Source organism: Adhaeribacter aerolatus, from assembly GCF_007991635.1.
Classification (GTDB): domain Bacteria; phylum Bacteroidota; class Bacteroidia; order Cytophagales; family Hymenobacteraceae; genus Adhaeribacter; species Adhaeribacter aerolatus.
On record NZ_BJYS01000030.1, the window covers coordinates 64,251 to 77,250 of the forward strand.

The window sequence follows — 13,000 nt, forward strand, 5'->3', positions numbered from 1 at the left end:
TTAAAGCACTATTGCGGCATGGCGTATTGCATAATTATTTCCTGGGTGGCTTCTGTTTTGCGCAGGATAGCCGTTTGTTTGCCTTCGGCCATTATCAGAATCCGGTCGCTCATGCCTAATATTTCCGGCAACTCCGACGAAATCATGATTACAGCCATACCTTGTGCAGCCAGGTCTTTTACCAATTTATAAATTTCGAATTTGGCCCCTACATCTATGCCGCGGGTGGGTTCGTCCAGAATAATAATTTCGGGTGAGGAAAGTAAGACCTTGGCAATAACTACTTTTTGCTGATTACCGCCACTTAGGTTTTTAACCGGCTGGTCCGGGTGCGGCGTTTTAATGCGTAGCGCTTCTATCATGTTGGCTACGGCGGTGCGCTCGCTGGCATCATCTACAAAAAGCCCGCGTTTGTGCTTTTTTATACTGGCCAGGGTAATATTTTCTTTCACCGACATGCCCAGCACCAGACCCACTGCTTTTCGGTCTTCGCTTACGTACCCAATGCGGTTTTTAATGGCATCCTGTGGCGATTTAATAGTTGCCTTCTGGCCTCTAATAAAAATATTACCGGTATCGATCGCATCTAAGCCGTAAATGGCCCGGGCAATTTCGGTGCGGCCAGCGCCCATTAGGCCGGCTATGCCCAGTACTTCCCCGGCGCTCACCTCAAAATTAATATCCGAAAATTTGCCTTGCCGGCCCAACCCTTGCACCGATAACAATACATTTCCTTTGGCCTCGGTATGCTCCGGAAACATGGTATCTAGCTCGCGACCTACCATTAGGGAGATTAAAGAATCCTGGTTTAGCTCAGCGGCAGGTTTGGTCTGGATGTATTTGCCATCGCGCAAAACCGTAATGGTATCGGCAATCTGGAATATTTCGTCCATTTTGTGCGATATATAAATAATAGCCACCCCCCGGGCTTTTAAATCCGCGATAATATTAAAAAGTGATTTTACTTCTTTGTCTGAGATGGCCGAGGTGGGCTCATCCATAATAATGATTTTGGCATTTTTAGAAATAGCTTTTACTATCTCAACCATTTGCATCTCAGCCACACTCAGGTTTTTCATGAGTGTACGGGCATCCAGGGCTATTCCTACTTGGGCCAGCAGTTCGGTTGCTTTCTGGTTTAAACTTCGGTCATCCAGCCACCAGGTTTTTCCTCTTCGGATTTCTTTGCCCAGAAAAATATTCTGCGCCACGGTTAGCTCCGGCACCAGCAGCATTTCCTGGTGAATCATGGCAATGCCGGCGCTTAATATTTTCAAATCGCGGTGGCTGTGCAGCGGGGTGCCTTCAAAAACTATTTCACCACTGTCCGGTGTAAGCATACCCGCCAGAATTTTCATTAAGGTAGATTTTCCGGCACCATTTTCGCCCATTAAGGCGTGTACTTCGCCTTCTCTGATTTTAAGCTGCACCTGATCCAAGGCTTTAACCCCCGAAAAGTTTTTGGAAAGGTTTTGTACCTCCAGAATATAATTCTGCTTTTGACTCATGAAAACTTTACAAATTAGGTGTGCCCTTTGTCTTAATGGCTGGTAATCTAAAAAACAGTCGGGATTCTGGACCTAAAAAAAGTAAATATTTTGCTAAAACAGTTTAAATCATTCGTGTTAACCTAAAATTAAACCAGCTAAAAATTCAGGAAATATAGTTCTGTTTAGTTGGGTTTTTAGGCTATATTTAATTAATCGGAGCAAAGCGCTTAAAGCAATTAAGGTTTTATTCAACTGCCAAACAATATTAGCACTAGCCACAAAACCTTAAGTTTTTAATTTTAGATATTTATAAACAGAACTATTTTTTAGCGTTATTTAACTGTAAATCTGAACCTAATTTAAGTAGGCAGGACACAACAGGATAGGGATGAGAATTATCTTTTCTATCTTAAGAGATTATTTAACTGTGCTACCGAAAATTTATAAACTTACTAAACCACAGACACTGCTAAATTTAAATATCCACCACATTAAAATAAACAAACCTAACAACCAATATGAATCGGAACAAATCACCATTAATAGTGGTCCTGTCGTTGTCAGTATCGCTGTTTTTTGCGAACTCCTGTCGTAACGCAAGAGAGGCCAATATTAACAACGCCCAGGAAACGGCCGCCGATGCTCAGGCCGCGCAGTCGTTAGACCCCAAGGTAGCAAAACTGAAATTACCGGCCGGCTTTCGGGCCGAGCACCTTTACAGCCCATCGGAAAATAAGCAGGGTTCCTGGGTGGCCATGACCTTCGACGACAAAGGCCGTATGATTACCTCCGACCAGTATGGCAGTTTGTACCGGTTACAAATGCCGGCAGTGGGTGCTGGTGCAGGCAAACCTACCGTAGAGAAATTAAATATTCCGGTAGAAGGTACGCCTACTACGGCCGACGGCAAACCAAAGGTTGGAATGGGCTATGCCCAAGGGCTTTTGTATGCTTTCAACAGCCTGTACGTAATGGTAAACCACCGGGGCAACGAAGAGTTTAGCAAAACCAGTGGCCTTTACCGGTTGGAGGATACTAATGCCGACGACCAGTTTGATAAAGTAACCTTAATTAAACAATTAAAAGGCGAGGGCGAGCACGGACCGCACAGTATTTTATTATCGCCTGATCAAAAATCGCTTTATGTAATTGCCGGTAACCATACCGACGTGCCGGAAATGAATGCCTACCGGTTGCCTAAAGTTTGGAAAGAAGACAACCTGTTTCCGTTGATTAAAGACCCGCGCGGCCATGCCAACGACCGCATGGCACCTGGTGGCTGGATTGCCAAAATTGATCCGGCAGGTACTAACTGGGAACTGATAAGCGCCGGCTACCGGAATGCTTTTGACATGGCTTTTAACGAAGATGGCGAACTTTTTGCCTATGATGCCGATATGGAATGGGACTTTGGCATGCCCTGGTACCGGCCTACCCGCATTAACCACGTAACCAGCGGTAGCGAATTAGGCTGGCGTACCGGTAACAGCAAATGGTCGCCGAATTTTCCCGATAATTTACCGCCGGCTATAAATATTGGGCAGGGATCGCCTACTAACCTGATTCATGGCAAAAATGCCCGCTTCCCCGAAAAATATCGCCGGGCTTTATACGCTTTCGATTGGAGCTTTGGTATTATTTACGCGGTACACCTAAAACCAGAAGGGTCTACTTACACGGCCGATGCCGAAGAATTTATCTCAGGTTCGCCGCTGCCATTAACCGATGGGGTTATTGGCCCGGATGGCGCGCTTTATTTCCTAACCGGCGGACGCCGCCTGGAATCGGATCTTTACCGGGTTACTTACGGTAACAATAACCTGAGCAATGGTAAATTAGCTTCGGTTAAGTTTCCGAAGGATGTGAAAAAGGCGCAGAAAATCCGGAAAGAACTGGAAGCGTATCATTCTACGCCAACCAAAGCGGGTGGCGTAGACTTCGCCTGGCCTTACCTTAATCACGAAGACCGGTTTGTGCGCTATGCCGCCCGGATTGCCGTAGAACACCAACCCGTCGGCGAATGGCAAAATCGGGTACTACAGGAGAAAGACCCAGTTACTTTAATACAAGCCAGCATTGCTTTAGCCCGGCACGGCGACCAGGGCGTTCGCGACCAATTGCTGACTTCCTTGGTTAATACTGTTAAGTACGATCAGTTATCAGAATCGCAGCAGATCGACCTGATTCGGGCTTTCGAATTGGTGGTTGCTCGTATGGGCCAGCCGGATGCGGCTGTAAAAAACCAAGTGATTGCTTACCTGGACAGTAAATTTCCGGCGCCTACGAATAATTTAAACCGCGATTTAAGCAAAGTACTCGTTTACCTGGGCGCACCAACTGCAGTGCAGAAAACGCTGGCCCTAATGGCTACTGCCAAAGACGATGCTTCTTACCAGAAAACTTTCTCGGCTTCTTCGGATTTAATTTTGCGTAACCCGCAGTATGGTTTGGATATTGCCAATATGCTGGCCAAAGCACCACCTGCCCAGCAAATGTATTACGCCACCGTTTTGGGCGGTGCCAAAACCGGCTGGACGCCCGAGCTTTACGAGAAATATTTTGCCTGGATTAAAAATGCCTTTAACTACAAAGGTGGCTTAAGCTACGTAGGCTTTATTAACAAATCGCGGCAAATGGCGTTGGCCAGTGTACCCCAGGATAAACTGGAATATTATAAAACCATGTCGGGTGAAGGAATGCTGAGCAGTAATGGTAATGACCTGGCTAATAATGCCCCGGCTCCGAAAGGCCCCGGCCGCCAGTGGACTATGGAAGCTGCCTTGCCATTGGTAGAATCCGGATTAGCTAATCGTAATTTTGAACAGGGTAAAGCCATGTTTGCGGCCACTCGTTGTATTTCCTGCCACAACATGCGCGGCGAAGGCAGCAATGTTGGCCCGGATCTAACCCAGTTGGGTACCCGCTTCTCGGCCAAGGATATGCTCGAATCCATTATTCACCCAAGCAAAGTTGTTTCGGATCAGTATGCGGCTACTATCTTCACTTTAAAAGACGGCAGCTCGGTGGTGGGCCGCCTCATTAATGAAGATAACGATAAATTCATGGTGTCGCAGAACCCGTTTGCCCCAGAACAACTCCGCGAGGTTTCGAAGAAAGACGTAGTAAATACCAAAATTTCTAACGTTTCCATTATGATGCCGGGCATGATTAACCGGTTAAACGAAGAAGAACTGAAAGATTTAATGGCGTACCTGATGGCTGGCGGTAACAAAGAGCATAAAGTGTTCCTGGCACAAAATTCAACCCCAGCCAATACTACTAACGCTACCAAAAAGTAAGTTCGTACCGCCAATCGGATTAAAACTGATTGGGAATATTTAAACAAAAGAACGCTAACCGGGCAACCCAGTTAGCGTTCTTTTGTTTAGGCTTGTTGAAGTAAGTAGCAATTGGCTTTGTCCTAGCCCCGAAAGGGCGCAATAACCCAGCGTAGGGTGCAGCCCTACGTTCGGAAAGAGCATTAATTTTTTACCCTTCGTTATAAAAAACATACAACCCCTGCTTGCCCGCTACAATAATGTCTTTGCGACCGGTGCCGCGTAAATCGGCTATGCTGAAAAATATGCCGGTGCCTACGCCTTCACCCAGTGGGCCGTAGCTGATTACATTTTTGGTAAAGCTTTCGCCATTCCAGGTATAATAATATAGGCCCAGGTTATCGTCAGCGCCGGGGTCTTTGCCGTTGTGGGCGCGGTAACGCTTGCCGGTAATAAGTTCGGGTTGGCCGTCGCCGGTAATGTCTACCCATTGCATTTCGTGGAATTGCGAGTTATTCAAGTCGATGGGGTGTTGGTGCCAGGTACGTTTGCCTTTACGATCTTTGCGTTGCTCAAACCAAAATAAACCGTAATCGTGGCCCTTGCCGGCAATTAGGTCGGGTAAGCCATCTTTATTTACATCAGTTACTATAATTGGCACGCTGGCGTGGCTGATGGAGAATTCCTGATGCAACGTCCAGGATTCTGTTAGTGGGTTTTTAGGTGCTTCGAGCCAGCCATTAGTGATAATAAAATCGCCGCGGCCATCGCCATTAATGTCGCCAAAGCCTAAGCCGTGTTCGTGGGTTTTAGCTACTTCGGTGCGGGTAAAAACAGGTTCGCTGTTGGTGCCGGGTTTAACCTTAAAAAAGGCCAGCGGTTTGCCGGGCGTGTTGGGTACCAGTTCTAAGTTGCCGTCGCCGTCTACATCCCAGGCCCGTACGGTTTCAATATTGCCGGTTTTGGCAATTATTTGTTCGGGCCAGGGTTTATCGTTGCCGGAGTTTTGGTACCACCGGAGCGATTCGCCAAACCAGCCGCCGGTTACAAAGTCCAGCTTGCCGTCGCCGTTTAAATCCATGGGTATGGTCGCAAAATCGTCGTAATATTCACCGAATCGTTTTGCATCGGTAATAAAATGGCGTTTGCTATAGCCCGGTCCTTCGTACCAAAAGCAACCCGAAACCAAATCCGGTACTTTATCGCCGTTTACATCAAATACGCCCACCGACTCAAAGCTTTCGGCCGAAATAAATTGTTTCCGGAATTTAACGGCTCCTGGTTTTTCTTCCGGTGGGTTTGGCGATAAAAAAACTAGCGGTAATAGAAATAGCGGTTGTAAGAAGGATAGCATAGCGTGGTGAAATAAGTAGGGATAGACAATATTTGTAAAAAGGGCTGTTGAAAAAGGAAAAGCCTTTTGGTCCTCCTGTATTCAACAGCCCCGTTAATTGGTAATAGCAGTTCAGCTTAGCTAAGCTGCCATTTTTTACTTTTAGTTAAACTGATTACACGGCAGCAGCGCCCACTTCCTGATTTTGCAGGTTAGCCTGGCTGGTTACGCCGGTATCTTTCCAGCTTCTGGTAGCAGCCGATTCCAGCACGGCTTCGCAAACTTTCTGAGTTTCTAAAGATTCCTGGAAAGTAGGTGAGCAAGGCTCGCCGGTTTCTAAACTCTTCAGGAAGTCGGCTACCTGGTGCACGAAGCTGTGTTCGTAACCAATACCCAAACCGGGTACCCACCATTTATCCATGTAAGGTTGGTCGCCGTCGGTAACGTGAATAGAGCGCCAGCCGCGTACAATCGATTCGTCGCGGTGATCGAAATATTCCAGACGGTTTAAATCGTGCAAATCCCAACGGATGGAAGCATGTTCGCCGTTAATTTCGAAAGTATACAGCGCTTTGTGGCCGCGGGCATAACGGGTAGATTCAAAAAGGCCCAGCGAACCGTTCTCGAAATGGCAATGGAAAATACAGGCATCGTCGATGCCTACTTTCTGTTTCTGACCTGTAACGGCGTGGGTACGTTCTTTTACAAAGGTTTCGGTCATCGCCGAAACATCGGTAATGCCACCGTTCAGCCACATAGCCGTATCGATGCAATGCGCTAATAAATCGCCGGTTACGCCGGAGCCAGCGGCTTCAACGTCGAGGCGCCAGGTGCCGGCGCCACCCTGTGGTACTTCGGCGCTAATGGTCCAGTCCTGCAAAAAGTTAGCCCGGTAATGAAATATTCGGCCCAGTTTACCCGAATCAATAATTTGCTTGGCTAAAGAAACCGCCGGCAACCGACGGTAATTATACCAAACCGTATTGGGTACACCGGCTTTTTCAATGGCATCTACCATTTGCTGACCTTCGGCCAAAGTCCTGGACAAAGGCTTTTCGCACAGAATCATTTTACCGGCCGCGGCTGCCGCAATGGCAATCTCGGCGTGGGTATCGTTGGGCGTACAAATATCAATCGCATCAATATCGTCGCGGGCAATAACAGCGCGCCAGTCGGTTTCGTAAGATTCGTAGCCCCATTGCTCAGCAAAAGCCCGTACTTTATCGGCGTTGCGCGTACAAACGGCTTTTAATACGGGCTTATAAGCTAGTTCCGGGAAAAAATCGCTTACGCGCTTGTAACCATTAGAGTGGGTGCGGCCCATAAAACCACCGCCAATTAATCCTATTCTTAATTCTTTTTTTGCGGTCATACCTAATTATCTTATTAAAGATTCTGCGTTTACATTTACCGGTGCTTGCCAGCCGTGCGCTTCCCGCACTTTTATCATGGTAGCCAGAATATCGTTCCAGGTTTGCTGGTTATTCATTACCTGGTTCGGGAACATACAGCCGTCCCAGCAAATATGCTGGAAAGCTTTGGTCAGTTCGCCGTTTTCGTCGCGCAGCCAGTGGCCGGCATCTTCTACAATATTTAATTTGCCGTTGGGGTCGAGGGCCTGGCAGTGGCGGCCGGTTTTATCGTGTGAGCCGGAGCCAAATACGGTACCATCGTTCTGGGCCACGTGGAAGTCGATGGTCCAGGGGCGGAGGGCAGCGGTAAGTTGCTTCAGGCCGGCGGTTAAAGGTGCCCGGTCGCTCCAGTCGTAGTTCTCGGGTAAAATGCGGTCTTCGGGGCTGTTGTAACCCATCAGGTACAGCAGGGTATGGGCCATATCGGCCTGGAAACCCATATTAGGCCGGTCTACGGCTTCTAAAGTTTGAATCATGGCCCGCCAACTGTGCATGCCGGCCCAGCAAATTTCGCCTTCGGCGGCTAGTTTCTCGCCAAAATCGGCGGCTACATCGCAGGCTTCCTGGAAGGTTTGTACAATCAGTTTTGAATTATTTACCGGGTCAACGGCCCAGCTTTGCGGCGAACTGGCCGAATCGATGCGGATAACGCCGTAAGGCCGTACGCCCAGGTCGCGTAATTTCTGACCGAAATGGCAGGATTTACGCACCATTTCTACGAAACTAGCGCGTTCTGCCTGGCTGCCCATAGCCGGACCACCCCAAATAGGCGCAACCATGCTGCCAATATTCAGATTCAGGTTGCCTACTTTATCGGCTAGCCGCTTAATATCATCGTCGCTGCTGTCAATATTTATGTGCGGGTCCATCAGGCCAATATCAATGCCATCGAATTTGATACCATCTACTTCAGCCGTAGCGGTCATTTCCAGCATGGTGTCAAACGGAATTACGGGCTCAGAGCCATCGCCTTTACCAACCAGGCCTGGCCAGGTGGCATTGTGCAATTTCGGATAATTATTATTGGTCATATGCGGTGGATTTTATAGTGAATAATTTATTTAGTTGAGAAAATAAAAAGTTATAAATACAATTTATCAAACTGGCGCAAGTGTTAAGCGAAGCGTCACTTGTGCTTAGAAATGAAGGCAAGTTTTTAAACTTGCAGGTTAAATAATTTCACAAGTCTGAAGACTTGCTTTCATTAAAAATCACAAGTCTCGCATCGCTAAGACTTGCGCCAGCTACTGTTTCTTTAGAAAATTTTTCTTTTGAGCTAATTCCTGTCCTTCAGGAGGAGACTATTTGGCTACCTGCTAAATAGTTTCCTCCCGGAATCCTAAGATTCCCAGAATGACAAGAGTGAGTTACCTAAACTTAAAATATTAGCTTTTAAAAAACAATGGTTTATTAGCTTACAAAACCAAATCTGGGTTGTTAGGGCCAAAGTGTTTCAGCATTACAATTGGGTCGGTAGAGGAATAATTTACAATTGTTACGCCTTCCATAGCCGCTTTTTCAGTTACAAAGAATTCGTCGTTGGTTAACTGGCCGTAGCGGATTAAGGCGGGTGTTTCAATGTCCCAAACACCCATTTTGCCGTGCCCTTGCATCATAATTAAGCCGTAGGCGGCGCTGTCTTTAATTGTTACTGTCTGGCCCGGAAGCACGGTTAATTCTTTGGCGCTGTAAGCCTCGCTCTTGTAGCAAATCCAATTTTCAACGTAGCCTTCGGCTTGCATTTCTTCTAATGCTTTCACCGGTTTTGGTCGCATGAAATGGTTCTGCATAAAGTTCGGGTCTACGTTGGCTTCCCAATCAATCACCGACATCAGTTCATCATAATCACCTTTTTTGTCATCGGGCGTGCCTACCCATAATAATTCTTCTGGTATAATGGCTTCGTTTACCAATGATTGGTACATGGCAAATATATCGGAAGCTTTTTGCGGCTCGTAGGTACACAAACTGCCGGGGGCATGTAATATTCCGGGAGGTACATCCCAGCCGGTACCCGGCTCTAAGCGGTAAGCCGAAGAATAATTGGTTATTTTATTGTCGCCTTTGGTAAAGTTTTGCAAACATTCTTTAATCTGCTCTTTAGTAGTGCCAGGAGCAATACCGAAGAACGTGTAAGGGAAATCGCCGCCGTGGTTATTCAGTTGCGGCGGAAAATAATAGGCTTCTGGTTTACCTAACTGACCTACTTTAGCCGCGTGTTCATCGTTGTGGTGGATGTGGTGCGGCAGCGGGCCCATGTTATCGAAGAACTTAGAATACATTGGCCACGATTCGTACTCGTTCCACAAACGGTCGCCGATTATTTCGCCTTTCAGTTCATCAATCGCGTCTTTTAATAATATTTGCTGTTCGCTGTTACCGTCATTAAAAACAATGGCACTTAATCCTTCATTTTCGCCGGTTAAAGGTCCGTTTTTAGCAGGCGTGGTAGAAGATAACCAACGCTCGTCGATGCCGCCGCGCTGTCCGCCCAAAACATAATAATCATCCGGATGCAATTTAATGCGGCGACCGGGTACACAAAACGAGCGCGGTACCCAGGTTGGCGCCAAACGCAAAATGCCTTTTCCCTGCTCTAATGCCTTCCCCGCTAAACTTACTTTTTCCATTGTTTCCATAAAAAATATACTTCTTAGTGAGCTTGATTGGTGTTGTTTAAAAATTCGTTGATGGATATTTCGTCGGTTAATATTTCTATTTCCAGGTTGTAAACGCGGCTTTCGCCGGGAGACAGCATAATCAGCTGGTTTTGCGCCCGGGCTTTGGCTTGCCCGATGGGCGTATTGGTGCCGGGTTCCAGGCCGGTTACGTACTCGTTTTTACCAAAGTGTTGCCAGTTGGTAAGCCAGGGTAGCTGCGCTTTGGGGAATCTTAGGGCAAGGGCAAATCCCAATTGTTTATTGTACAGGCCACAGGTGCAGTTACCATTTGCATCGGGGGTAATATCTATAAAAGCGGCTTCTTCGCCGGAGCCGTTGTGTTCGTCGGTGGGGGCGAGGCATTGCTTGAAATTATTGCCTTCCCGGAATATTTTATTGTTGGGTGCGTCCCGTGATTGCCAGTTGCCTTGCCAGATTATTTCGGTTCCTTCGTCTACCAGCGGCCAGCCAAAATTGCAGTGGTACAGCAGCATGTGCGGTGCGGGTGTATTGCCGCGATTTATTACTTCGTCCTGAATTTTTATTACAGGTTGGCCGAGGGTACCGGATATGGTGCGTTTCAGTTCCAGGCTAGGACCGAGTACCTGCGTTTCGCGCATGCGCCCGGTAATGCTCATTTCCAGGTTACCGGTTAGTGGGTCGGGTTGAATGATTGATTCTATCTCGGCCGGAATATTACTGATTTGCCCGTGTAAGCCGCGTTCACCGTATTCATCCGTTTCGGGGCCACCCACGTGCGACAAGCCGCAGGTGGTAATTAGTCCGCCGCTAAAGGTGCGGAGCCAGGCAATGCCCTTGTCTGATAAAGGTTGCGGTGGGGTTACGCCGCTGTGGCTGAGCCAGGCTAAACTATGCTGGTTGTAAAAGGCATCGGCAATGTCCATAGCCCTGTCTAGTACTACTTTGTAGCGTAAGCCGGTGCCGGTATTTATCCAGGCAATGCGGGTACCGCGGCCAGCACCGTTGTCGAGCACCGAAGTTTCGATGCCGCCAAGTTGGGCCGGGTTTGATATTTTATGTTTCCAGTTTGGTGGTGTCAAAACTGTTGTTTTGCTTAATTAAATGTTTAAGAAAAATAAATATTAATCTAAAAACTATTGCCTGCCATTATTTAGGCCAAAGTAAGTAAATAAATAAAACCTGTTTTTGCTAATAAATACAAAATTTTTACCCTGGAAGCAGTAATGAATTACTTTTGTACCTGTTTAAATATTAAGTAAGCACACCAACAGACAGGATTATTACCTTTCTGTTGGCGTGCTTTACCACTTCTGTTTTATCAGAAAACGGCTGATTAAAATATTAGAAATGCGGGCTTAAAGCAGCTTCATCGGCTGGCAGCGGATAGAACACCTTAATATTGCTAAAAGCGTGGCTCCGCGGAGCTGTACCTTCCGGATAATAATAGGCCTGCGGATTAGCTTTTATACGATTGCCGTAAGCGGTAATCGTTGCGATGGCCCGTCCCGTCCGGACTAAATCAAACCAGCGTTTGTTTTCGAAGGCCAACTCCACACGTCTTTCCTTATAAATAGCTTCGCGCAGGTCGCCGGAGGCATCACCCAAGCCAGCCCGTTTGCGTACTTGGTTCAGGAAGGTGGCTGCTTCACCAGCTTTACCTTGTTCGTTCAGCGCTTCGGCTAAAAATAATAATACTTCGGAATAACGATAAACCGGCCAGTTCATACCATGATTATCGTGTAGGGCATGGGGTTTAGCGTATTTTTTAATGTAAGGATATACTTTGTTTTGCCGGGCACTGCTGCTTAAAGTAATATACCCAACAGAAACATCCTTTCGAGCATCATTAGGTTCGTAAGCCGCAATAATATCGGGGGTAGGAATATTGTTGCCTTCGCCACTGAGGGGCTGGGGATTTGTGGTGCCGGTAATGGTTACCAGTTCATTAGCCAGAATGTTACGAGGCATAAATTGGTAAAGAAAGTTGCCATTCAAGCCGGCAGAACCTTCCAGAAACTGTACCTCAAAAACCGACTCCTGATTATTCTTGTTGCCGGTAGAAGTTGAAAATACATTGGCATAATCCGGAATTAATGAATATTCGTTGCTGGCAACTATTTCTTTCAGCAGCTTTTCGGCCTCCGCCCATTTTTTCTGTACAATATATACGTTGGCCAGTAATGTTCTGGCGGCCCCGGAGGTAGCCCGGCCAGCTTGCTGTTTAGATTTTACCGGCAGCAACGTAATGGCTTCGGAAGCATCTTTTATAATCTGGGCATATACGTCTTCTTCCGAAGACAGCGGTAAAGCCGCTTCGGAACGATTAGTTACCGGCTCTAAGTGCAACGGAACTTTACCAAAATAGCGGGCCAGTTCAAAATAAGCAAAGGCGCGCAGAAACAAGGCTTGTCCTCTGATATTGTTTTTAGAGTCGGCGCTAAATTCTATTTTATCAATCGTAGATAAAATTTGATTAGTGCGGGCAATAATTAGATAATCCTGGCGGTATTGGTTAAGTACGTGCGTATTGGAGGTAACGCCGTTGGCCTCCGGTAGCGCAAAATCCGCCAGGTCTTCTTGTTGCTCGGTTGCCCCAAAGGCTGGGTTTCGGGCATAATAAGTATTATCGGAATGCATTTCGCTCAATAGCCAGGATCTGTCGTTAAAAATGGTGCGCAGTGGCACATACGCGGCATTAACAGCCTGTTGAAAATCGGCTTCTTTGGTAAAGAAGGTGGCCGAACTCAACTGCGTCTCCGGTACAATGGATAGAAAGTCATCCCCACAACTCCCTAACAAGCCACAGCTTAAAAGAAGGGTTATTATATATGATTTTTTCATTTTA

General features: G+C 47.0%; 8 protein-coding genes. 1 reads left to right on the forward strand and 7 read right to left on the reverse strand.

All coding sequences use genetic code 11. From position 1 onward, the window contains the following. Window positions 1-8: 8 nt before the first annotated feature. On the reverse strand, window positions 9-1,508 hold the full coding sequence (locus AAE02nite_RS18680) for a sugar ABC transporter ATP-binding protein (protein ID WP_146901298.1): 1,500 nt from the start codon (window positions 1,506-1,508) through the stop codon (window positions 9-11). Between the two features lie 500 nt (window positions 1,509-2,008). Between AAE02nite_RS18680 and AAE02nite_RS18685 the strand changes: the two genes are divergently transcribed. Further along, the gene (locus AAE02nite_RS18685; RefSeq protein ID WP_146901301.1) at window positions 2,009-4,789 is read left to right on the forward strand and encodes a c-type cytochrome; all 2,781 of its coding nucleotides are present in this window, start codon (window positions 2,009-2,011) and stop codon (window positions 4,787-4,789) included. Between the two features lie 190 nt (window positions 4,790-4,979). Here the strand turns inward: AAE02nite_RS18685 and AAE02nite_RS18690 are convergent, their stop codons facing one another. From AAE02nite_RS18690 to AAE02nite_RS18715, 6 genes are all read right to left on the reverse strand, one after another. Further along, window positions 4,980-6,122 carry an FG-GAP repeat domain-containing protein gene (locus AAE02nite_RS18690; protein WP_146901304.1) on the reverse strand — a complete coding sequence of 381 codons (1,143 nt, stop codon included), beginning with the start codon at window positions 6,120-6,122 and terminating at the stop codon, window positions 4,980-4,982. A 154-nt stretch (window positions 6,123-6,276) separates the two neighbouring features. Beyond that, window positions 6,277-7,473: a Gfo/Idh/MocA family protein gene (locus tag AAE02nite_RS18695; protein WP_146901306.1), complete on the reverse strand. Its 1,197-nt coding sequence runs from the start codon at window positions 7,471-7,473 to the stop codon at window positions 6,277-6,279. 6 nt (window positions 7,474-7,479) lie between these two features. Then, on the reverse strand, window positions 7,480-8,544 hold the full coding sequence (locus tag AAE02nite_RS18700) for a sugar phosphate isomerase/epimerase family protein (protein WP_146901309.1): 1,065 nt from the start codon (window positions 8,542-8,544) through the stop codon (window positions 7,480-7,482). A 384-nt stretch (window positions 8,545-8,928) separates the two neighbouring features. Then, on the reverse strand, window positions 8,929-10,152 hold the full coding sequence (locus AAE02nite_RS18705) for a cupin domain-containing protein (protein ID WP_146901312.1): 1,224 nt from the start codon (window positions 10,150-10,152) through the stop codon (window positions 8,929-8,931). Between the two features lie 14 nt (window positions 10,153-10,166). Beyond that, window positions 10,167-11,234, reverse strand: a complete 1,068-nt coding sequence (locus AAE02nite_RS18710; RefSeq protein WP_146901315.1) for an aldose 1-epimerase family protein — start codon at window positions 11,232-11,234, stop codon at window positions 10,167-10,169. A gap of 262 nt (window positions 11,235-11,496) precedes the next feature. After that, window positions 11,497-12,996, reverse strand: coding sequence for a RagB/SusD family nutrient uptake outer membrane protein (locus tag AAE02nite_RS18715; RefSeq protein WP_146901318.1), 1,500 nt, complete (start codon window positions 12,994-12,996; stop codon window positions 11,497-11,499). Between the last annotated feature and the right edge of the window lie 4 nt (window positions 12,997-13,000).

What these genes read in the sequence shown, in the direction of transcription:
- AAE02nite_RS18680 (WP_146901298.1), bottom strand. Translation starts at nt 1,508, where the DNA reads ATGAGTCAAAAGCAGAATTATATTCTGGAGGTACAAAACCTTTCCAAA.
- AAE02nite_RS18685 (WP_146901301.1), top strand. Translation starts at nt 2,009, where the DNA reads ATGAATCGGAACAAATCACCATTAATAGTGGTCCTGTCGTTGTCAGTA.
- AAE02nite_RS18690 (WP_146901304.1), bottom strand. Translation starts at nt 6,122, where the DNA reads ATGCTATCCTTCTTACAACCGCTATTTCTATTACCGCTAGTTTTTTTA.
- AAE02nite_RS18695 (WP_146901306.1), bottom strand. Translation starts at nt 7,473, where the DNA reads ATGACCGCAAAAAAAGAATTAAGAATAGGATTAATTGGCGGTGGTTTT.
- AAE02nite_RS18700 (WP_146901309.1), bottom strand. Translation starts at nt 8,544, where the DNA reads ATGACCAATAATAATTATCCGAAATTGCACAATGCCACCTGGCCAGGC.
- AAE02nite_RS18705 (WP_146901312.1), bottom strand. Translation starts at nt 10,152, where the DNA reads ATGGAAACAATGGAAAAAGTAAGTTTAGCGGGGAAGGCATTAGAGCAG.
- AAE02nite_RS18715 (WP_146901318.1), bottom strand. Translation starts at nt 12,996, where the DNA reads ATGAAAAAATCATATATAATAACCCTTCTTTTAAGCTGTGGCTTGTTA.